This is a genomic window from Clostridium sp. 1001283B150210_160208_E6, from assembly GCF_015669365.1.
Taxonomy (GTDB): domain Bacteria; phylum Bacillota; class Clostridia; order Clostridiales; family Clostridiaceae; genus Clostridium; species Clostridium paraputrificum.
Map to the genome: position 1 here is coordinate 39,014 of NZ_JADPAA010000009.1, position 21,631 is coordinate 60,644.

At 31.4% G+C, this 21,631-nt stretch carries 15 protein-coding genes; 12 read left to right on the plus strand and 3 right to left on the minus strand.

Translation table 11 applies throughout. The annotated features are described in order from the left end of the window. The first annotated feature begins 2 nt into the window (after positions 1 to 2). Entirely contained in the window at positions 3 to 1,847 is a 1,845-nt protein-coding gene (locus tag I4V16_RS10765; RefSeq protein WP_111937949.1) for an ABC transporter ATP-binding protein, read from the plus strand. A gap of 272 nt (positions 1,848 to 2,119) precedes the next feature. On the opposite strand, the gene I4V16_RS10770 is transcribed toward I4V16_RS10765, so the two are convergent. Then, positions 2,120 to 2,902 (minus strand): MurR/RpiR family transcriptional regulator, encoded by a 783-nt coding sequence (locus tag I4V16_RS10770; RefSeq protein ID WP_111937935.1) that lies wholly within the window; start codon positions 2,900 to 2,902, stop codon positions 2,120 to 2,122. Between the two features lie 251 nt (positions 2,903 to 3,153). On the opposite strand from I4V16_RS10770, the gene I4V16_RS10775 reads away from it, so the two are divergent. From I4V16_RS10775 to I4V16_RS10805, 7 genes are all read left to right on the plus strand, one after another. Next, positions 3,154 to 5,928: a family 20 glycosylhydrolase gene (locus tag I4V16_RS10775; protein WP_195573190.1), complete on the plus strand. Its 2,775-nt coding sequence runs from the start codon at positions 3,154 to 3,156 to the stop codon at positions 5,926 to 5,928. 141 nt (positions 5,929 to 6,069) lie between these two features. Beyond that, positions 6,070 to 6,342: a GIY-YIG nuclease family protein gene (locus I4V16_RS10780; RefSeq protein ID WP_049180537.1), complete on the plus strand. Its 273-nt coding sequence runs from the start codon at positions 6,070 to 6,072 to the stop codon at positions 6,340 to 6,342. A 569-nt stretch (positions 6,343 to 6,911) separates the two neighbouring features. Beyond that, the gene (locus I4V16_RS10785; RefSeq protein WP_195573192.1) at positions 6,912 to 8,465 is read left to right on the plus strand and encodes a uracil permease; all 1,554 of its coding nucleotides are present in this window, start codon (positions 6,912 to 6,914) and stop codon (positions 8,463 to 8,465) included. A gap of 15 nt (positions 8,466 to 8,480) precedes the next feature. Continuing rightward, complete coding sequence (gene mch / locus I4V16_RS10790; protein ID WP_111937937.1) at positions 8,481 to 9,443, plus strand: methenyltetrahydromethanopterin cyclohydrolase; 963 nt, start codon at positions 8,481 to 8,483, stop codon at positions 9,441 to 9,443. Positions 9,444 to 9,467: 24 nt separating this feature from the next. Beyond that, complete coding sequence (locus I4V16_RS10795; protein WP_111937938.1) at positions 9,468 to 10,199, plus strand: SDR family oxidoreductase; 732 nt, start codon at positions 9,468 to 9,470, stop codon at positions 10,197 to 10,199. A gap of 27 nt (positions 10,200 to 10,226) precedes the next feature. Then, positions 10,227 to 11,183, plus strand: coding sequence for a dihydrofolate reductase family protein (locus tag I4V16_RS10800; RefSeq protein WP_111937939.1), 957 nt, complete (start codon positions 10,227 to 10,229; stop codon positions 11,181 to 11,183). 78 nt (positions 11,184 to 11,261) lie between these two features. Then, positions 11,262 to 12,812 carry a permease gene (locus tag I4V16_RS10805; protein ID WP_111937940.1) on the plus strand — a complete coding sequence of 517 codons (1,551 nt, stop codon included), beginning with the start codon at positions 11,262 to 11,264 and terminating at the stop codon, positions 12,810 to 12,812. A gap of 37 nt (positions 12,813 to 12,849) precedes the next feature. Here I4V16_RS10805 and I4V16_RS10810 read toward each other — a convergent pair whose 3' ends face one another. Then, complete coding sequence (locus I4V16_RS10810) at positions 12,850 to 13,989, minus strand: ROK family protein (RefSeq protein WP_111937941.1); 1,140 nt, start codon at positions 13,987 to 13,989, stop codon at positions 12,850 to 12,852. A 356-nt stretch (positions 13,990 to 14,345) separates the two neighbouring features. On the opposite strand from I4V16_RS10810, the gene I4V16_RS10815 reads away from it, so the two are divergent. The 4 genes from I4V16_RS10815 to I4V16_RS10830 all read left to right on the plus strand — a co-directional run bounded on the left by I4V16_RS10815 (position 14,346) and on the right by I4V16_RS10830 (position 18,843). After that, complete coding sequence (locus I4V16_RS10815; RefSeq protein WP_049180547.1) at positions 14,346 to 14,900, plus strand: flavodoxin family protein; 555 nt, start codon at positions 14,346 to 14,348, stop codon at positions 14,898 to 14,900. Positions 14,901 to 15,727: 827 nt separating this feature from the next. Next, positions 15,728 to 17,554, plus strand: coding sequence for a glutamine--fructose-6-phosphate transaminase (isomerizing) (gene glmS / locus I4V16_RS10820; RefSeq protein ID WP_111937950.1), 1,827 nt, complete (start codon positions 15,728 to 15,730; stop codon positions 17,552 to 17,554). A 12-nt stretch (positions 17,555 to 17,566) separates the two neighbouring features. After that, entirely contained in the window at positions 17,567 to 17,734 is a 168-nt protein-coding gene (locus I4V16_RS10825; RefSeq protein WP_165438820.1) for a hypothetical protein, read from the plus strand. Positions 17,735 to 18,150: 416 nt separating this feature from the next. Continuing rightward, positions 18,151 to 18,843 (plus strand): PHP domain-containing protein, encoded by a 693-nt coding sequence (locus tag I4V16_RS10830; RefSeq protein WP_111937942.1) that lies wholly within the window; start codon positions 18,151 to 18,153, stop codon positions 18,841 to 18,843. Positions 18,844 to 18,950: 107 nt separating this feature from the next. On the opposite strand, the gene I4V16_RS10835 is transcribed toward I4V16_RS10830, so the two are convergent. Then, positions 18,951 to 21,599, minus strand: a complete 2,649-nt coding sequence (locus I4V16_RS10835) for a cation-translocating P-type ATPase (protein WP_111937943.1) — start codon at positions 21,597 to 21,599, stop codon at positions 18,951 to 18,953. Positions 21,600 to 21,631 lie beyond the last annotated feature (32 nt).

Below are 21,631 nucleotides of genomic sequence, written 5' to 3' on the forward strand. Positions count from 1 at the left end.
GAATGAAAAGAGGATTTGGTGGACACGGTCCTATGGCAGGAATGCGTGGTGGAGAAAAGGCAAAAGACTTTAAGGGCACAATGAAAAAGCTTTTAAAATATATTGCAGACTTTAAAGTTGCTTTAATTGGTATAATTATTTTTGCATTTGGAAGTGCTGCTTTCTCAATAGTTGGACCTAAGATTTCAGGTGAAGCAACTACAGAAATATTTAATGGATTAGTGGAAAAGGTAACCGGAGTAGAAGGTGGAGGAATAAATTTCGATAGAGTAGGTCAAATACTTTTATTCCTAATAGGATTATATGTTATTAGTGCTATATTCTCATTTATTCAAGGAATAATAATGAGTGGAATAACACAAAAAATATGTTATAACCTTAGAAAAGATTTATCAGAAAAGATAAATAGAATGCCAATGAAATACTTTGATACAAAGACTCATGGAGAAGTTTTATCAAGATTTACAAATGATATAGATACTCTAGGGCAAAGCTTGAACCAAAGTATGAATCAGCTTATTACTTCTGTAACAATGATAATTGGTGCATTAATAATGATGTTATCCATAAGTTGGCAAATGACTCTTGTTGCTTTACTAATGTTACCATTATCAATGGGACTAATAATGGGTATAGTTAAAAAGTCACAAAAATACTTTAAAGATCAACAAAAGTATTTAGGAAATGTTAATGGTCAAGTTGAAGAATTATATGGTGGTCATACTATAGTTAAAGCTTTTAATGGTGAAGAAAAAGCTGTAAAAGAATTTGATGAGCTAAATAATCAATTATATGGATCAGCTTGGAGATCACAATTCCTATCAGGAATTATGCAACCTATGATGATGTTTATTGGTAATTTAGGATATGTTGCAGTTGCTATACTTGGTGGTTTCTTAACTATTAAGAAAACTATTGAAGTTGGGGATATACAATCATTTATTATGTATATAAGAAACTTTACTCAACCTATAACACAAGTAGCTCAAGTTACTAACCTTTTACAATCTACAGCAGCTGCTGCTGAAAGAGTATTTGAATTCTTAGATGAGGAAGAGGAAGATCAAACAGTTGAAAATCCAGTTCACATAGAAGGGTTAGAGGGTAGAGTAGACTTTAATAATGTTCATTTTGGATATAATCCAAACAAGACAATTATTAATGATTTTACAGCTCATGTAAAGCCAGGTCAAAAGGTTGCAATTGTTGGTCCTACAGGAGCTGGTAAGACTACTATGGTAAAACTTCTAATGAGATTCTATGATGTAAATAGTGGTGAAATTTTAATAGATGGCCATAATATAAAAGATTTTAATAGAAGTGAATTAAGAGAAATGTTTGGTATGGTACTTCAAGATACTTGGTTATTTAATGGAAGTATTAAAGAAAACATCAGATATGGTAGATTAGATGCTACAGATGAAGAAGTAATCCAAGCGGCAAAAGCAGCTCATGTACATCACTTTGTTAAGACATTACCTGATGGATATAATATGGAGCTTAATGAGGAAGCAAGCAATGTTTCTCAAGGACAAAAGCAATTACTAACAATTGCTAGGGCTATACTTGCAGATCCGAAGATACTAATACTTGATGAAGCTACAAGTTCAGTAGACACAAGAACAGAAGTATTAATTCAAAAGGCTATGGATAACTTAATGGAAGGTAGAACTAGCTTTATTATAGCTCATAGATTATCAACAATTCGTGATGCAGATTTAATCTTAGTTATGGATCAAGGTGATATAGTTGAGCAAGGAAATCATGAAGAGCTATTAGCTAAGGGTGGATTCTATTCTAAATTATATAATTCACAATTTGAAAAAGAAGAGGGAACAGCAGTATAGAATTATGAAGAACTCTTTAAGAAACTAATATCATTAAGATAAGATTTCAGAATTAAATATAATTTCAAAGAGCAAGGTGTGAAATAAATACCTTGTTCTTTTTTTCGAAAAAATACTTGCCTAATAGATAGAAAACTAGAAAGAACCCTTAGATATGAGTGTTTAAATTACTAAAAATCATGGAACAGAAAAGAAGTAGAACAATAATCAACTTCTTTTCTATTGAAATCTCTATTTATGTATTATTTAACTTTAATAATATGTACCTTCTTTTAATTAGCAACAACATATTTTTTATAGTATCTATTTACTAAACCATCAATAAAAAATAGTAACTTATATTTACCTAAGCTTTCCTCATCATAATTACCTAATACAATTGTTTTAGTAAATTGATGAGAAAATTTAATTTGACTATTTTGAGTAATTAGAACATTTCTTGCCGAAGAAATAATAGCAGGTATTGTTATAGACTTTTCCATAAGCAACATTCCACCTAGAGAAATAAATATACATAAATCATCTTCGCTTACTTGTTTTACAATCTCTATTTGATGTTCTTTTCTTGGATAAAACTCAACATATTTACCAGTCACTAGAAGTGCTCTTTGCAAAATATTTGCTAAGTCTCCAGGAATATGAGTTGCAAAAACAATCACACGTTTAGCTTCATGAATCATATTACAAAGTTGATCCAAATCTAAATCCAAAGTTTCATCACAAACTTGTTGAAAACAATTTATAATCTTTTTTGCATATAAAGGCAAGTCCATGTTTTGAAAAGCTTTATTATCAATAATCATTTCATCAAGTTCTTCTTTTAATCCTAAGCAATCTAGTTTAAACTCATTAAAGTTTGAATAGCCTAATCTGTGAGAAAAACGACTTATACTAGCGGGAGAAGTATAACATATTTCAGAGATTTCTTGCAAAGATATATTTTTCTTGATATTTTCAATGTTTTTTAGCAGACATCTTGCTATATTAATATCTGTATCATCACTATCTGGTGATGTATTAACAATGTTTTGAAGTTTATAAATGAATCCAGCCATAATCTTTTCTAGTATTATTTACTAGACTTTCCCTCCTTTTCTAAATACGTTCTTATTGGTTAATATATTACTATATATTTCAAAAATAAATATTATTTTCAATTTATGAAAGTGAAATTTAAAACAGAGAATACTATTTGTACACATAATTGGAATACGTTTTCTTAGTTGTTAAAATATTACTTGAGGGGAATAAAAGGAGTATTGTAAAGAAGTAAATCCCAAATACAAAAAGAAAGGATTATTATGAGATGAAGAAAAAGAAAATTATTGCCTCAATGATGGTTGCTGCAATGACATTAGGTATGTCAAGTCAATTTGCTTTTGCAGGGGGAAAGGATTACATAGAAAATCCTTCATTTGAAAATGCAATTGATAAGGATTCTGTTCAGTTATATAAAGCTGAAAGAACAGATGAAAAGGCATATGAGGGAAATTACTCTATAAAAGTAGGTAATCCAAAACCTACAGATGAACATGAAATTCCTATTTGGTCTTATAATTACGGGAAGGGTAGTGTAAACGTAGTAATTGATAACGTTAAGCCAAATACAACTTATGAAGTTACAACTCATTACTTTAATGAGACAGGTGTTAAAATGTCTACGGGTGTATTAGATGTTGATGGTCAATATTCAACTTCACCTTGGAAGTTAGCATCAAATATTAAAACTAATCAAGCAAAATCTACTGAATGGCAAACAAATACTCATACTATAACTACTGGACCAAGAACAGATCAAATTTATGCATTTGCATATATGGAATGGACAGGCAACGAGAATGGTGCTGGTGTATTCTATTTTGATGATGTAGAAATAAAAGAAGTAGAATCTAATCCAGAAGATATAAAAACTATAGGATATGAAGCAAATACAAATGGTTTCCCTAATACTGTGCCAGCTATACAAAACTTCAGTCAAACATCTGGACAATTTAAATTAACAAAGAAAAATCAAGTGTTTTCCACTGATAAATTTTCTGAATCTAAAGCTGAATATTTAGCAGATTCGATGAAAGCTAAGGGGTTAATTGAAAATTATACAATTAATGTTATAGATGATATAAAAGATGCAGAAGGTATTACACTATATAAACAACCAATTCAGTTTGAATTAAATGATTTATCTAAGGGTAGAGAGTGCGAAAAGGATGCATATCAAATTGACATTGCTAAGGATTCAATAATTATCTACTCTAATTATATTGAAGGAATTCAAAATGGATCCATGATAATTCTTCAAGCTTTTGCGCAAAGAGATAGTTTAAATTGTGGAATAGTTAAAGATTATACTGATCAAAATATTCGTGGATTACAAGTGGATTCAGGAAGAAGATATTATTCAATTGATTGGCTAAAGAAAGAAATTGAGCAAATGGCTTATTATAAGCAAAATGTTTTACAATTAAGGCTTAAAGATAATGAAGGTATACGTTATGAGTCTAAAGTTGCTCCTGAATTAGTTGATAGAAAAGGTGGTTTCTGGACTGCAGAAGAAATCGACGAACTTGTAAACTATGCAAATAAGTTCAATATTGAAATTATTCCAGAAGTTGATTTCCCAGGTCATTCAGAACAAGAGGCTGACTATCATAAAGAATGGAAGATAACTGAAAATTGCTCTAATCTTGATTTTTCTAAGCCAGAAGTAAGAGAATATATCTTATCAATTTATGAGGAAGCCGCTGACTTATTCCAGGCAGATACAATCCATATTGGTGGAGATGAATACTTCCAAACAAAAGGATGGGGTGATGAAGGAAAAGCTAAGCTAGCTGCTTGGGCTCAAGAAGTAACTGGTAACCCAGCTGCTGATCACAATGATGCTTTAAAGTTATTCTTCAATGAAGCTGCTAAACCATTCTTAGATAAAGGAATGAAAGTATTAGTATGGAACGACAATATGTTTACCTTTGATGGTGTTGTTGATCTTGATGATAGAATTGTTATCGATTTCTGGGCAGGAAGTATTTATGGTTCTATTATTGCGTCAGAAGCCGTGGATGCAGGATATAACGTAATGTCTAGTTCTTCTTCTAATTATCATGATTTATGGCCACAACAAAATAACGATAAATTAGATAGACCATTACCAGAAAACTTATATGAGAACTTTACAAGATATACTTATTCTAAGGGAGCTTTCAGTTACCCATTCTATAATGTAGATGAAGTACTAGATAAGAACCTAGACCAAGCACAAGGACAAGTATTCCCCATTTGGGATGATGCACATGGTTATATTCCTGAATATGTCCTATCTAGAACATTATTCCCACGTTATGCTGGATTTGCATATACAACATGGGGAGCTGAATATGATAGCAAACTATCATATGATGAGTTTGAACGTTTGGCATATGCTGTAGAATCTCCTAGACCTGATTTACTTGGAGAACAGGTAGAAAAGAATTATACATCTGCTGATTATGAAACTGTAGTGGAAACTATAAAAAAGGGATTAGCTGATATAAAAACAGAAAATCCAGATGTTCAAAAGAATATTGATGAATTAAATGTATTATTAGATACACCAAACAATAAGACTCTTTATACAGTAGAAGAAATTGAAAATTTAATCCGTAAATATGAAAACGTAGAATATGTTGCTGATAAAGGAACAGTAACAGTTAAATACGTGGATGAAAATAATGAAGATTTATGTGATCCAATTGTTATTGAAAGAGAAATAGGAGAAGCATACACTACTGAAGCTAAAAGTTTTGATGGATATACATTAAAAACAACACCTGAAAATGCAGAGGGTGCTATTGAAAAAGAAACTCAAACTGTAATATATGTATACCAAAAACAAGAGACACCTGTAAATCCAGACAACCCTAATGATGGAGAACAAGAGGATCAAACACCAGGAGATCCTAACGGAAGCACAGATTCTGAAGGTGGAGACGTGGTTAAAACTGGTGACCAAACAACTATTTTTACAACTATGATTATTGGATTAATAGCTCTAGGTGGTATATTAGTTAGTATTAAAAGCAATAAAGAAAAAACTTATAAATAATTAAATATAATCTCAGAGAGCAAGGTATGAAATAAATGCCTTGCTCATTTTTAGTAAAAACACTTGGAGAATAAACGGGTTCTTTATATTTTTCTTGTTTTCTTTTATACTTGATTTATAAGTTTTAGATAGGGTGAGTTTATGAATTATGTTTATATATTAAAATGTGGAGATGGTTCTTTATATACAGGTTGGACTAATAATTTGGAAAAAAGGTTTAAGGATCATTGTAATGGAAAGGGAGCTAAGTATACCAAAGGAAGAGGACCTTTAGAACTAGTTTATTATGAAGAATTTGAGGATAAAAGGGTAGCTATGAAAAGAGAGTATGAAATAAAGCAATTAACTAGAAAACAAAAAGATGAATTGATTTTAAATAGAAATAAATTAAAAAGTTTTTGTAATTGTATATAATAAAAAGAATTTTGTTAAGAGTGGTGGAGGGACCAGACTTATGAAGCCAGGCGTACACTAATCAGTGAAAGTCCGTAATGGTAGCTGATAGTGCCAACCATATAGCAAATGACAAGGGGGATTATCGTGAGGTGGAAGTTGAAGGAAGTGGGCAGTCAGCCTTTGATCTGAGGAGTACTAATCACATTAGATTTGATTTAGTGGGCAAGTTTGCATAACAAAGCCCAATAACTATCTAAAAACTCATTAAGTATATGTGGTAGATAGAATAGTTGGTGATTTAATAGAAAGTTTTAATTTAACAATAATATAGAAATTAGGGTAAGGAAGTATTTCGTTCTGAGGAGGCATCTTTGTCTGTTTTAGTATAAAAATGTTGATTAATATATAAATAATGTTGACAAGTCAAATGGAATAGTGTTAAATTATTAACATGAAGATAGTTAATAATTAGACAAATGATTATATTTTTTACACTCTTAGTTTTAGTGATAAACTAAGTTGTATAGATAGAAAAAAATTTAAGAACATAGTTTAAGTTGTAAACTAAGGTATTGGGAGATGGAATAATGGATTTTACGTACAAATGGTGGGGCAAAGGAGATTTAGATGCTAGTTTTGGCTTGTTTTTTGATGGATTTTCAAAGGTTTTCTCAGCAGTAGGAATAATGATATTTGGTTTTGGAATGCCGGTAGCTATAGTAATGGGGAAGATTTTGCCAGCTATAGGGATAGCAACGTTTTTAGGAAACCTGTGGTATTTTTATGAAGCGTGGAGATTAGCTAAGAAGGAGAAAAGAAGTAATGTTACTGCACAGCCATTTGGAATAGGTGGAGCTGTAGTTATAAGTTGGCTATTTCTTATTATGGGACCTGTTTACTGGAAGACAGGAGATCCGATGCTTGCGTTTAGGGTAGGGCTTTCTGCAGGATTCATTGGTGGAATAATTGAGGTTATGGGAGCTTTTATGGGACGATGGTTATTAAAAGTTATTCCTAGAAGTGCACTAATGGGAAATATGGCAGCTGGAGCTTTTGTGTGGCTATCTTTAGTTGGAATAATGATAGTATTTGATAAACCTGAAATAGCGATGGTTCCACTATTTGTAGTAATAATAAATTATATTGCAAAAGCAAAACAAAGTATTGATAAAATTCCAACAGGAGTATTAGTAATCGCTTTAGGTACAGTAGTAGCATGGGCAACAGGTTATATGAATTTGGATAACTTAATGTCATCTTTTTCAGACGTAGGATTTCAGGTTCCTAGTTTATTTATAGAAGATATATTTAGAGGTTTTAAAGATGTAATACCTTATTTACCAATTATAATACCGCTTCAAATAGCTAATTTCTTAACAACATTACAAGGGGTAGAAAGTGCAAAAATAGCAGGAGATACATATCCTGAAAAACAATCTATGATAATGGATGGAATGTTTACTGTTATAGGATCATTACTAGGAAATCCGTTTCCAACAACAGTATATTGTGGACATCCTAGCTGGAAGGCAATTGATGCTAGAGGAGGATATTCATTAGTTGTTGGTATTACATACCTAATTATAAGCTTAACTGGATTAACAGGAGTAATGATGAATGTAATTCCATATGAAACTGTAATGGTATTACTTATATTCGTGGGTTTATCTGTAACCATAGATACAGTTAAGGATACAGATAAGAAATATATGCCTGTAATATTAATAGCTATGTTACCTATATTGGTTGAGCATACGAAATCAATGATTTCATCTGCTGTACAAGCTGCTGGAGGAAAGGTGGAGAATATTTCTCCAGAAGCATTTGCAGAATTTAATATATATATAAAAGGTGTTGAAATACTAGGAAGTGGGGCATTCTTATCGAGTTTGTTAATTGCAGGTTGGTTAGCGTGTGTGATTGATAAGAAGTATAAAGAAGGGGCTATTTTTGCAATAACATTAGGGTTAACTTCTTTGATAGGGTTAATACATAGCTCGCAAATGTTTGTAATTAATAAAGAGGTAATCTTAATAACAGCTGGATATTTCGCTATAGCAGCGATTACATATCATAAATCTTATATAGACAAACCTAATATTGATTTATTAGAGGAGTTTAAAGAAGAAAAAGTAAGTTGAGAAAGGAGTATTGATATGATTAGTGTTAACAGTAGAGCTGTAAAGCTTGCTAAAAAGCTAGTAAGTGACCCAGAGGGTTACAAAGTAAAAGTACATAATGTACTTGGAGCAAATGTTATTGATTGTGGTGTGGAAATGCCAGGTAGCTGGAGAACAGCTAAATTAATGACTGAAATACTATATGGAGGCCTTAATGAAATAACATATGAAACATTCCCTGAAATGATAGACGGAGTGTATTATAATGCGGTTCATGTATATTCAGACAATGTTGTACTTCAACAAGCTGGATGTAATATATCAGGGTGGGAATTAAAGCCTGGTAAGTACGCACCCGTTTTAGCAGGTCCGGGAAGAACTCTTGCAAGAAAAAAGGGAGATTGGTTTAGTAAGTATTCTGACTATGAAGATAAACATCATGAGGCTGTTCTTACAGTAGAGATGGGACGAATGCTTGCAGAAGAAGAGGTTGAAGAGCTTATTGAAGCAGTAGGTGTTGATGCTTGCAATCTTTATATTCTAGTAGCTGCAAGTGGAAGTATTGCTTGTTCTGTTCAAGTATCAGCAAGAATAATTGAGCAAACCTTACATAGATTACATGAAGAAAAGTTTAATCTTGATAATATAGTTGAAGCTCATGGATTCTGTGTGATTCCGCCAGTGATTAAGGATGATTTAATTGCTATGGGTAGATTAAATGATGTTCTTATATATGGAGGACAATCTACTTTTACAGTTGACTGTGAAGATGAAGAAGTTGAAAAAGTAATAGATAAGATTACTTCTGATAAGTGCTCAATGTATGGAAGTAGCTTTAAGACTATATATCAGGAAAATGGATGTGATTTCTATAGGGTTCCTATGGAAATGTATTCACCTGCTAAGACAGTAATAATAAATCAAAGAACTGGAAAAGTATTTAAGGCTGGAAAGTTAAACTTAGAAATTCTAGCTAAGTCATTTTCAGATACAAAATAAAGTGAAATAAAGGAGAAATTGAATATGAGATTAGAAAATAAAGTTGCAATTATAACAGGAGCGAGTTCTGGAATAGGAGAAGGAATTGCTAAAAAATTCTTAGCTGAAGGAGCTAAAGTTGTAGGGTGTGGGATTGAAGAAAAATTAAACTTTGAACATGAAAATGCTATTTATGTAAAGGCGAACTTAACAAATCCTGAAGATGCTGCAAAGGTAGTGGAAGCTGCTGTAGAGAAGTTTGGAAAAATTGATAAAGTTGTAAACTGTGCAGGAATAACTTTAATAGGAACACTGGAAACAAGTACAGTTGAAGAATTTAAGAGACAACTTGATATAAATGTAACTGGGGTATTTAACATGTGTAAAGCTGCTATTGGAGAGCTTAAGAAGCAAGAAGGAGCAGCAATAGTAAATATAGGTTCAGATTTAGGGGTAAGACCTATTCCAGAAAGAATAGGATACTGTCCAAGTAAAGCAGCAGTTATTATGTTAACTAAGTGTATAGCAGCAGAATTTGCTCCAACTGTTAGAGCTAACTGCTTATTACCAGGATTGGTTGAAACTCCAATGATTAAGGATAGATTTGAAAAAGCTGAAGATCCAGATGCATTAAGAAGAGAATTTGCTAGTATTTATCCATTAAACAGAATGGGAACAATAGATGATATGGCTAATACGGCAGTATTCTTAGCAAGCAACGAAAGTTCATTTATTACTGGTGAAACTATCGGAGTATGCGGTGGAAGTTTAATCTAAATAATTAAGAATTAGGAGGAAGTTTACATGGCTACATCATTAGAGAAAATGCCTCTTACTGTTGAAGAGGTTGGATTAAAAAGAGTTTATGCAAGTGAAACTTTAAAGAATTTTGAAGTTGAAAATATAGACTGTAAAAAAATTAGAGATGTATATGATGGAGAATTAAGATTTGAAAAGTTACACGAAGATAGACCTTATACTTTTACTTCATTAGTTACATCAATAGACGGAAGAATTGCATTCTCAGATGCGCCACAAGGTCCATTAATATCTAGATTAAATAAATATGGACAAGGTGGAGCAATGGCTGATTGGTGGATATTAAATCTACTAAGGACAGTATGTGATGGGGTAATGGTTGGAGCAGGAACTATGAATGCTGAGTCTGACTTTACTGGACATATATTTGATCAAGAACTTGAAGATGCAAGAATTGAAAAAGGAATGAATCCAGTACCATGGAATATTATAACTTCACTTAATGGTAAGGATATCCCTTTTGAACATAGAATGTTCAATGAAAAAGAGTTGCCATTAATGATTAGCACATCTAAAGAAGGGTTAAAGGTCGTAGAAGAAAATATTAAAAATCCTTATATTGTTATAGGACCTCTAGCATCTAAAGATGATGTAACTGAAGAAATGATAAACAATATGAAGAATGCAGATGGAAAGGTTATTGTTATAGCTACAGGAGAACAAGTTCCAGATTCAACAGTTGCATTCTACTTACTTAAGAAGTTTGGAATAGATAGATTATTAGTTGAAACACCTTCCTACATGCACTATTTAGTAGGGGAAAAGTTAATGGATGAATTGTTCTTTAACTACTCTTGTTTATACATTGGAGGGAAAGCTCTGACTATAGGACAATTTGGTAAAGAGTTTACTTCGGAGGATCATCCTCATACAAGAGTTCTATCAATCCATGCTCATAGTGATCATTTCTTCTATTTTAGACACAAGTTAATTTACGAGTAAAACAAAGTTATGGGGGTAGGGTTACGTGATAGTAAGCTTACCTCCAAATACAAATGATGTATGAGGGGAGAAAAAATAATGACTACAAAGAATAATAAGTTACCTTTATTTGTTCCGTCAGATTTTGATGCAACAGTAGGTACATTTTTCGATGGATTTTCAAAAATACTTGTTGCAATAGCTGTACTATCAGGAACTTTATGTATTTCATCTGATGTAATATTTGGAACAATGATGCCAGGTATTGGGCTGGGGGTATTACTTTTAAATGGATTCTTTTGGTATGATGCTAGAAGAGAAGCGAAGAAAAGAAATCAACCAGGGTTAGTTGCAGTGCCAGCTGGGTTACAAGCGGGACGTATTTTTATTTGGTTATTCTCAATTATGGTACCTGTTTATGTAAGCACAGGAGATGCTATGCTTGCATTCAATGTAGGGGTGTTTGCTAACTTTATAGCTGGATTTATATTTGTATTAGGAGCAATCATAATTAAATTCTTATTAAAAGTTATTCCATCATCAGCGTTATTTGGAGCGTTGGCTGGAGGGGCTATAGTATTCTTAGTATTAAATCCGTTAATAGATATGTTCCAAATGCCATTAATAGGATGGATATCCTTTATAGTTTTATTAGTTATTTATTTAGCTAAAATTAATACTGGTAAAGTTCCATCTGCATTTATTGCTATAGCAATTGGCTCAGCAGTTGCTTGGATATTAGGAAATATGGATCCAGCAGGAATTAGTGTTGCTACTCAAAATTTAGGATTCTATTTGCCTAAGATAACATTTGATATGTTTAATCCTACAGTAATGAGCGAGGCTATGAAGTATCTTCCTATTATTATAGTATTTACTATATCTGAAGTTATTACAGGTATCCAAGCTGTAGAGCAAGCTAAGGAATGTGGAGATGAATTTAATCCTACAAGATTATTAATAGCAGCTGGTTTAATATCATCAATTAGTGCGTTATTTGGGAATCCGTTTGCATTAGCATTATATTGGGGATATCCAGCATGGAAAGAAATTAAAGCTGGTACAGGATATAGTTTGGCTGTTGGAGGAGTATACTTACTAATAGGTCTTACGGGTGTTGCAGCCTTAGTAACTGCTTTAATTCCAGAAGTTGCTGCACTACCAGTTCTAGTATTTATAGGTTTATCAAGTACAGCACAAGCTTTTGAAGTAAATAAATCTAAATATTATCCTGCAGTAATAGTATCTATGATACCATTATTACTTGAAGGTCTATGGGGGAAATTCACAGCTGGGATAACAGCAGGAGGTTCGTTATTAGGAGAATCAGTATCATATGATATTGCTCAATTAGCTCAACTTGGAGAAAAGACTGGATTTGAAACATTCTCACATGGTTCTGCATTTATAGGTATAATTTTTGGTTCTATAATAGCATTTATAATAGATAAGAAGTGGAAGAATGTTGCTGCTACGTGTGTTATGGGTAGTTTGTTAACAACTGTTGGAATCATCCATGTAGCTCAAATACCTACAAACTTATCTATGATTACTACTAATTTAACATCTACATATTCAATTATGTATTTAGGTACAGCAATAGTATTTGCAGTATTACATTTTTTAAAATTTTCTCAAGATGAAATCTAATATCCAATGAAAAGAGGAGCTGTGTTTACAGCTCCTTTTATGTTATTAATAAATTTTTATAAAACTGATTTAAACATACACTACAAGCACCCATTAGAGGAGCATTCTTACCCAGTGTAGATACGCATAAATCTTGGTACCTTGTGATTGGTAAGAAAATTTTATCTTGCAATGTCTTAACTGCATTAGGTAGTTTGTTAAGAATATATGAGTTTACAACTATCATTTCTGGATTTAATATAAAAATTAAGTTGGTTAACCCTATTGCTAGATGATTTATGAAGTAATCTAGTGTTTCTAACGCATAAGAATTCTTTCTTTTTACAAGATCAACAAAGGTTTCTATATCTGGTATATGTATTTTTTTATTTACATGAGCTAGTACTGCTAAATTAGAACAATATTGTTCTAAACAACCTTGTTTTCCGCAAGTACATTTCTTTCCATCATAATCGATAACATGATGTCCAATAGCATTAGCAAATCCTAAATAACCTTTAACTAAGTTTCCGTTAGCTATAATACCAGAAGTAATAACATCATCTATTGTAACGACGATAAGATCTTTTTGGTTAGGAAGAAGTTCGTGCTCTGCCATTGCCGAAAGGTTACCGTCATTTTCTATGTATACTGGAACGTTGAATTTTTCAACCAGTTTACTTTTTATATCAATATCTCTCCAACCCAGCTCTGGTATAAATCTAATTACCTCATCTAGGTCTATAACCCCTCTAACAGAAATGCTTATACCAATTAAATTATATTGGCATTTAGGGATTGATGAAATTATTCTTTCTAATAAAGCACATAAATCATTAAATGCATCCTCGAAACTTTTGTTTTTTATTAGGATGTTATATGAAGAAAGAATTTTACAGGATAAATCTGTTACGATAACATCAATTGTATTAACATTTAAGTCTATAGCAATCATATAGCCAATATCATCTTTTATGGCTAACATAATAGGTTTACGGCCACCTGTAGAATCCCCTATAGTACTTTCTTGAATAAGATTTAAATCAAGAAGATCTTTTACGATAATGGATACTGTAGCTTTGTTTAACCCAGTTAATGTAGATAGGTCGGCTCTAGAAATCTGCTTTTTCAAAAGTATTGATTCTATTATTTTAATTTTATTTAAAGAACGTAAGTCTTTAGTTTCTCTAATTTCCATTGAAATCCCTTTCTATAAACAAAGAGTTAATTAAAAAAATGTCTATAAATAATTATAAGATTTAACAAAGAATTTGTCTAATGATAAATTTTATGTAAGAAAATACAAAATGATTGTTAAAGTGTTGACATATGTCGATTATTAGAGTATTATAACATTATAGCAAAAAAACTTATTTTTTACACCAATAGTTTAACATGTAAACAAAGTTATGTACTCAATTTAAAATGACGCAAACATCTAATTTTTTTTGAAATCTTAGTTTACAATATAAACTAAGTTGTTATGTTCTAATATTTTATGGTTATTAGGATAGGAAGTAAAAAAAGACTTATATACTTAAGGAGGAAATGAGAATGAAGACATTAGTTCTATTTGGAGCTGCAAGAGAAAATGGACAAACTAAAGCTTTATTAAATGCTTTTCTTGAAGGATTAGAAGGAGAAGTTGAAATTATTGATGCTTACAGAATGAAAGATGTAGCACCATGTAAAGATTGTCGTTTCTGCTGGTACAAGAAAGGATGTTCAATCAAAGATGGAATGCAAGAAATATATAAAAAATATGAAGAAGCTGACAACATAGTTGTAGCTACACCTATGTATTTCCATAGTGTAACAGGTGAATTGAAAGTATTAATAGATAGGTTCCAACTTTATTGGGCTGGGCATGTTAGAAAAGATAAGCCTGAATCGTTTATAAAGAAAGGTGCTATCCTTATGGTAGGCGGTGCCCCAAGTTTTGAAAATCAATTTTTAGGCGGAGAAATAGTTTTAACTAACTTTTTAAAGGATTTAAGTACTGAGTGTGAAGGTATTATTACATTTGCTAATACTGATGTAGATAAGGTAGAAGAATCACAGGAAATAAGAAAACAAGCTTTTGAACTAGCTCAAAAGTTAAATAGATAATAGCTAAGATTTACCCTTAAAATTTTATGGAACTGCATTAAGAAAGATATAAAGACTTCTTAATGCAGTTTGTTTTTTGTGAAGTAGGAAAGGCGATCTTATTATGCTCAAAGATCTTTGGGAAATATATGAGGTTGCTTATATGCGCCTATTATATAAGTAATACCGAAGGTATTGGAAGTCTGATAAAGGTTTTCACAAGCCTAAGTAATGTAATTAAATTATGTTATATGATTGAAGGTAGAGGATAGGGTAAGTTTGAAAGAAACTATAATCGCAGTATATTTATACTGTATAATGGTATAAATATACGACAATCAATTGGGAGAGATATACACTTTATATACAAGCTATTATACATTAAGCTAGTTATATAGCAGAATAGATGTCTAGACCTCTATCGTTTTTAAAATAAAGAACAAAATATTGTAACAAGAAAAATGAAAAAATATACAATATTACTATAGACAAATTTTAAATTTATGATAGAATTTTCAATAGGGTATAAAATAAAAATGAATGGAAGTGATTTTTATAGATAATAAAATAATTAAAAATAAATAAAAGCGCCAGAACTATATTTTATATAGTTGACGAGGTTGGGGAGTATCGAAACTTTTCGGCGGGTGCCCCACGGTATCGCACTACCGTAAACAACTGGCAAAACTATGGAGCAATTCGTAGCACAAATCCAGTTTGGTGTTAAAGCCTTCAAGGTTATGGCTTTTGAGTCCTAGGATTATTATACCCTTTTATGATTTTGCTAGGAGAAGCCTTAACAGAAGATGACAATTAAATATAGGATACAAAAGGAAGGAAGAAAAAATATGTGCGGAATAGTTGGATATGTAGGAAATAAAGGAGCAAAATCTTTCTTAATAGATGGATTATCAAAACTTGAGTATAGAGGGTATGATTCAGCAGGTATTGCAGTTTTAGATGGGACAAGTATATCTCTTGTTAAGCAGAAGGGAAGACTTTCAAATCTAGAAGGAGCTTTAAAAATTCAAAGTTCAGAAGGTACTATAGGAATTGGTCATACTAGATGGGCTACTCATGGAGAGCCATCAGATAGAAACTCTCATCCACATAAAAGTTCAAAAGGAGATATAGCAGTAGTTCATAATGGAATTATTGAAAATTACCTTGAACTTAGAAAGTGGTTAATATCAGAAGGGTATGAATTCTTTTCTGAAACTGATACTGAGGTGGTTCCAAATTTAATTCACTATTATTATGAAGGAAATCTTTTTGAGGCTGTTGTAAAAGCTACTAAGAAGCTAGAAGGAAGTTACGCTTTAGGAGTAGTTTGTGGAGATGAACAAGACAAGCTAATAGCAGTAAGAAAAGATAGTCCACTAATTGTAGGATTAGGAAATGGAGAAAATTTTATTGCTTCAGATATTCCAGCAGTAATTAACTATACAAGAGATGTATATCTTTTAGATGATAATGAATTTGTAGTTATGGATAGAAACGGAGTTTCTATTTTAAGTGCAAATGGAGATAGAATAGATAAGAACATTTATAAAGTAACATGGAGTGAGGATGCTGCTGAAAAGGGTGGATATGATTCATTCATGTTAAAAGAAATTCATGAGCAGCCAAAAGCTATTAAGGACACTATATCTTCTAGAGTATCAATGGAGAATGGTGTCTTTTTTGATGACTTTAAATTATCTAAGCAGGACTTGGATAATGTAGATAGAGTGTTTATAGTAGCCTGTGGTACTGCTTATCATGCAGGGTTAATGGGGAAAACATTAATTGAAAGAATGGCAAAGATTCCTGTTGAAGTAGATATAGCATCTGAATTTAGATATAGAAATCCACTTGTAACAGAGAAATCTTTAGTGATTATAGTAAGTCAGTCAGGAGAAACTGCAGATACATTAGCTGCATTAAGAGACTGTAATAGGATAGGGGCAAGGACTTTAGCAATAACAAATGTAGTAGGAAGTACAATTTCGAGAGAAGCAAATGATGTAATTTATACAATGGCAGGACCAGAAATAGCAGTTGCATCTACGAAGGCATATACAACACAAGTTGTAGTTATGCATTTATTAGCTTTATACTTTGGAAAGATAAAAGGAACTTTAGAAGAAACAAAGGAAAAAGAGATTGTAAGGGCTTTATTAATATTACCAGATAGAATTGAAAAACTTTTAGAAGAAAAAGAGAATATAGAAGATATAGCTAGGTTGTTAGCTAAAGAAGAAGATTTATTCTTCTTAGGAAGAGGTATGGACTATGCATTAGCTTTAGAGGGATCTCTAAAACTAAAAGAGATATCTTATATTCATTGTGAGGCTTATGCAGGTGGAGAATTAAAGCATGGAACAATAGCTTTAATTGAGCCAGGTACAAAAGTAATAGGATTATTTACTCAAGGTGATCTTAAGGACAAGATGGTAAGTAACATGGTTGAAGTAAAAGCAAGAGGTGCTAATATAATTGGGTTAGGATACCATGGAGAAGAACTTGACAAATCAGTATTTGATTATGAAATTAGGATTCCACAGATATCAGATATAGTAGCTCCAGTTTTGGCTGTAGTAGCATTGCAATTATTAGCTTACTATACAGCAAAGGAAAAAGGCTGCGATATTGATAAGCCAAGAAATTTAGCCAAGTCAGTAACAGTTGAGTAGGAGGATATTATTATGAGAGAAGAATTAGATAAATTAATAAGTGAGTACAATGAAACTAAAAGATGCTTAGAGATGGGAATAGAATGGTTGCCAGAAAATGATTTTGCTAAAGCAAAGTTAGATATGCTTAAGGTTATAATTGGAGATTTAGAGAAGTTATCTAAAACAGAAATGAATTAATCAAAAGTTATTCTGTGAATAACTAATAAATTTGGTGGATAATTTACAAAGAGCTGTGAATAAAAAGTAATTTTGTTTAGGAGAAGGTGAGGATCACTTTCTCCTTTTAATTTTAAGAATTAGGAATATTTATTCTTTTAAAAGAAAAATAATATTAATAATATAAATAATTTATCTTTTAAAAATATTATTATTTATTTTAATTTGTTTTTTAAGTAAAGACTAGTTAAGCAACAAGCGATTGTTATTGTAACAGAAAAAATTGCAACTAATGTTTTCATCTTAAAGTTCCTCAATAAATATTCTATATTTTATTTTATGATAGAAAAATTAATGTTGATAAAATAAAGTTCTATTAGAAGTTAAATATTTAGTTCATAGAATAATAATATAGCTTTAATTCAATGGGGAGTAATATGTATACTAAAGGAGATTTTCATATACATTCAACTGAATCAGATGGGGAGCTTAAGCCAGGAGAAATTATTTTATTAGCTAAGGAAAGAAAAATTGATATAATTGCTTTAACAGATCATAATACTGTATCAGGAAATAAACAAGCAATAAAGGTTGGAAAAATTCATGGAGTAAAAGTAATTCCAGGTATCGAACTGTCAACTAGATATAAAGGAAATAGAGTTCATATACTTGGATATTTTAAAGATGATAGATATGAAGATGAAGAGTTTAAAAAGATGCTTAACTCTATGAGAAAAGGAAAATTTAAAGAGTGCCAAATATATCATAAAGGAAAACTAAGTTTCAAATCAGAGGGAGGGAAGATAAGCACCTCTGCTGGAATAGAATTTTTACATCATTATGGAGCTTTTGTTGTTTTAGCACATCCAACCTTATTAAAAAGAGAGGCTTTTAATGGATTAATTAACTTGAATTTTGATGGCATTGAAGCTAAATATTATAGGAATAAAGGAAATGAAACTGAATACTTTATTAATATTGCCAAAGAAAAAGAAATTATATATACAGCAGGTTCTGATTTTCATTCATTGAGAAAGGTTGATTTAAAACATGGAACCTTAGGACAAATTTTTTTAGAAGAGGATGAAATAAAAGTTTTTTTAGAGAAATTATATGAGAAAGGTGTATAATCTTTCTCTATATATATAAAAGGTGCGGTTTAGAAAATAATTTTGTTGAGTTTAGAATTGATTGTAATAGGAAGTAGCTGTTGAATTAATCAACAGCTACTTTTGGATTAAATACTTAAATTTTTTTCTGCATTTTTTTCTTCAGATCTATCATTATCTTTAGCAAATACCTTGTACACTTGAATTATAAGTGTTGGGAAGAAAGCTAATAAGTATATAGCTAAAACTAATGAACCGCTTAAGCTAGCAACTTGGAATAAGTTTTGTAGTGGTGGTATAAATAGTACTGCATTTAAGAATACTAATCCAGCTCCAAATGCATACCAGCTAAATTTGTTAGAGAATACTCCAAGGCCAAATACAGATTTCTTACCTCTACAGTTAAATCCGTGGAATAATCTAGCTAAACATAAAGTGGAAAATGCCATTGTGCTTGCCACTTCATCGTTTCCAGTAGATAAACCAATGTGGAAAGCAATTATAGTAAATAATGCAATTAATAAGCCTTCTAATGCTATTTCTATCATAAAGTCTTTTGTTAAGATAGATTCTTTGCTATCTCTAGGTTTATCCTTTAATAGATCCTTATTTGATTTTTCCATACCTATTGCAATAGCAGGAAGTGAATCAGTTAATAGATTTATAAATAATAAGTGAACAGCTTTAAATGGTACTGGTAAAGCCATGATTGAAGCATATAAAACAGCTATTATACCTGACATATTACCAGATAGTAAGAACTTAATAGAGTTCTTTATGTTTCTATAAACATTTCTACCATTAGTAATAGACTTAACTATTGTAGCAAAGTTGTCATCTGTAAGAATCATTGAAGCTGCATCTTTAGAAACTTCAGTACCGGTTATACCCATTGCAATACCAATATCAGCTTGCTTTAAAGCAGGAGCATCATTAACACCATCACCTGTCATAGCAACAATTTTTCCTTTATTTTGCCATGCATCTACTATACGAATCTTGTTTTCAGGTGAAACTCTAGCATAAACAGATATATGAGAAAGTTTTTCGTTTAATTCTTCATCAGACATTTTATCAAGTTCAAGACCTGTTACAGCCATATCACCTTCTTGAAGAATACCAATTTGTTTAGCAATAGCAGAAGCAGTAATCTTGTGGTCACCAGTAATCATAATTGGTTTAATACCTGCCATGATACAATCCTTAACAGCTTCAGCAGACTCAACTCTTGGTGGGTCTATCATTGATATTAATCCTAAGAAAGTATAGTTGTTTTCATCATCTAAACTTAATTCTTTTTCAGAATCTAATTCCTTATAGGCAAAAGAAAGAACTCTAAGACCATTTTCTGATAAGTATTGGTTTGTATTTAAAATTCTATCTTTATCAGATTGAGTTATTTCTTTAACACCTTCAGAAGTTCTTATATGAGTAGTTCTATCAAGAAGAACATCTAATGCACCTTTTGTATACATAACATACTTATTATCTATGTAGTGCAATGTACTCATTAATTTTCTGTCTGAATCGAAAGGTATTTCTTTTAATCTCTTAAATTCATCTCTTACATCCTGTTCCTTTAATGAATGAACATGTCCTAAGTTAACAAGAGCAACTTCAGTAGGGTCACCTATTTCTTTACCATCTACAGAAGTGGAGTCATTACAAAGAATTGCGGCTCTCATTAAATCCTTTTGAACTAAGTTATCATTGAACTTTATATCTTCTGATTCAATTAAGCTATTATCAACAAAAATTTGTTTTGTAGTCATTTTATTTTGAGTTAATGTACCTGTTTTATCTGAACAGATGATAGATACACAACCAAGTCCTTCTACAGACTTAATGTTTTTAATAATTGCATTCTCTTTAGCCATTTTTTGAGTACCTAAAGCTAGTACAATTGTTACAATAGAGCTTAGAGCTTCAGGAATAGCAGCAACAGCAAGTGCAACAGCAAACATTAATGATTCTAATACAGGAGTTTGTCTATATACGCTTAAACCAAATACAATAATACAAATTATTAAGATGATTGTAGCGAGTTTTTTACTGAAATCATCTAAAGTTATTTGAAGGGGAGTCTTCTTTTCTTTAGTTTGATCCATTAAAGTAGCTATTTTTCCAAGTTCAGTTGTCATACCAGTATTTGTTACTACAATAAGAGCACGTCCATAAGTAACTAATGAACTTGAGAATACCATATTCTTTTGGTCACCAAGTGCAACTTCCTCACTGTCAATTACATCTTCAAATTTATTAACACTTTCAGATTCACCAGTAAGTGCACTTTCATTTACTTGTAATGAGAAGCTTTCAATTATTCTACCATCTGCAACAACTAGGTCTCCAGCTTCTAATACAACTATGTCTCCAGGAACAACTTCCCTTGAAGGTATCTCTATTTTTACACCATTTCTTATAACCTTAGCGTTAGGTGAAGAAAGTGCTTTTAAACTATTAAGAGACTGTTCTGCCTTTACGTTTTGTACTGTACCTAAAATAGCGTTCATAATAATAACAGCAAAAATTACAAGGGTACTTTCAGCATCTCCTGTAGCCATAGAAATAAGTGCAGCTACTATTAATATCCCTACTAAAAGGTCTTTGAATTGTTCTAAGAAAACAACTAATACACTCTTTTTCTTTTTTTCTGTTAATTCATTAAATCCATTTTCCTCTCTTGATTTATTTACTTGTTCAGTAGATAAACCTTCCTTAGTCACGTTGAAGCGATTTAAAACATCCGTGGCTGATTTTGAAAAAAACTTGTCCATAATATCTTCTCTCCTTTTTTGAGTAATAAAAA

Excerpts from the sequence above, each read along its gene's own strand:
- I4V16_RS10765 (WP_111937949.1), top strand. The coding sequence starts at position 3 with ATGAAAAGAGGATTTGGTGGACACGGTCCTATGGCAGGAATGCGTGGT.
- I4V16_RS10770 (WP_111937935.1), bottom strand. The coding sequence starts at position 2,902 with ATGGCTGGATTCATTTATAAACTTCAAAACATTGTTAATACATCACCA.
- I4V16_RS10775 (WP_195573190.1), top strand. The coding sequence starts at position 3,154 with ATGAAGAAAAAGAAAATTATTGCCTCAATGATGGTTGCTGCAATGACA.
- I4V16_RS10780 (WP_049180537.1), top strand. The coding sequence starts at position 6,070 with ATGAATTATGTTTATATATTAAAATGTGGAGATGGTTCTTTATATACA.
- I4V16_RS10785 (WP_195573192.1), top strand. The coding sequence starts at position 6,912 with ATGGATTTTACGTACAAATGGTGGGGCAAAGGAGATTTAGATGCTAGT.
- mch (WP_111937937.1), top strand. The coding sequence starts at position 8,481 with ATGATTAGTGTTAACAGTAGAGCTGTAAAGCTTGCTAAAAAGCTAGTA.
- I4V16_RS10795 (WP_111937938.1), top strand. The coding sequence starts at position 9,468 with ATGAGATTAGAAAATAAAGTTGCAATTATAACAGGAGCGAGTTCTGGA.
- I4V16_RS10800 (WP_111937939.1), top strand. The coding sequence starts at position 10,227 with ATGGCTACATCATTAGAGAAAATGCCTCTTACTGTTGAAGAGGTTGGA.
- I4V16_RS10805 (WP_111937940.1), top strand. The coding sequence starts at position 11,262 with ATGACTACAAAGAATAATAAGTTACCTTTATTTGTTCCGTCAGATTTT.
- I4V16_RS10810 (WP_111937941.1), bottom strand. The coding sequence starts at position 13,989 with ATGGAAATTAGAGAAACTAAAGACTTACGTTCTTTAAATAAAATTAAA.
- I4V16_RS10815 (WP_049180547.1), top strand. The coding sequence starts at position 14,346 with ATGAAGACATTAGTTCTATTTGGAGCTGCAAGAGAAAATGGACAAACT.
- glmS (WP_111937950.1), top strand. The coding sequence starts at position 15,728 with ATGTGCGGAATAGTTGGATATGTAGGAAATAAAGGAGCAAAATCTTTC.
- I4V16_RS10825 (WP_165438820.1), top strand. The coding sequence starts at position 17,567 with ATGAGAGAAGAATTAGATAAATTAATAAGTGAGTACAATGAAACTAAA.
- I4V16_RS10830 (WP_111937942.1), top strand. The coding sequence starts at position 18,151 with ATGTATACTAAAGGAGATTTTCATATACATTCAACTGAATCAGATGGG.
- I4V16_RS10835 (WP_111937943.1), bottom strand. The coding sequence starts at position 21,599 with ATGGACAAGTTTTTTTCAAAATCAGCCACGGATGTTTTAAATCGCTTC.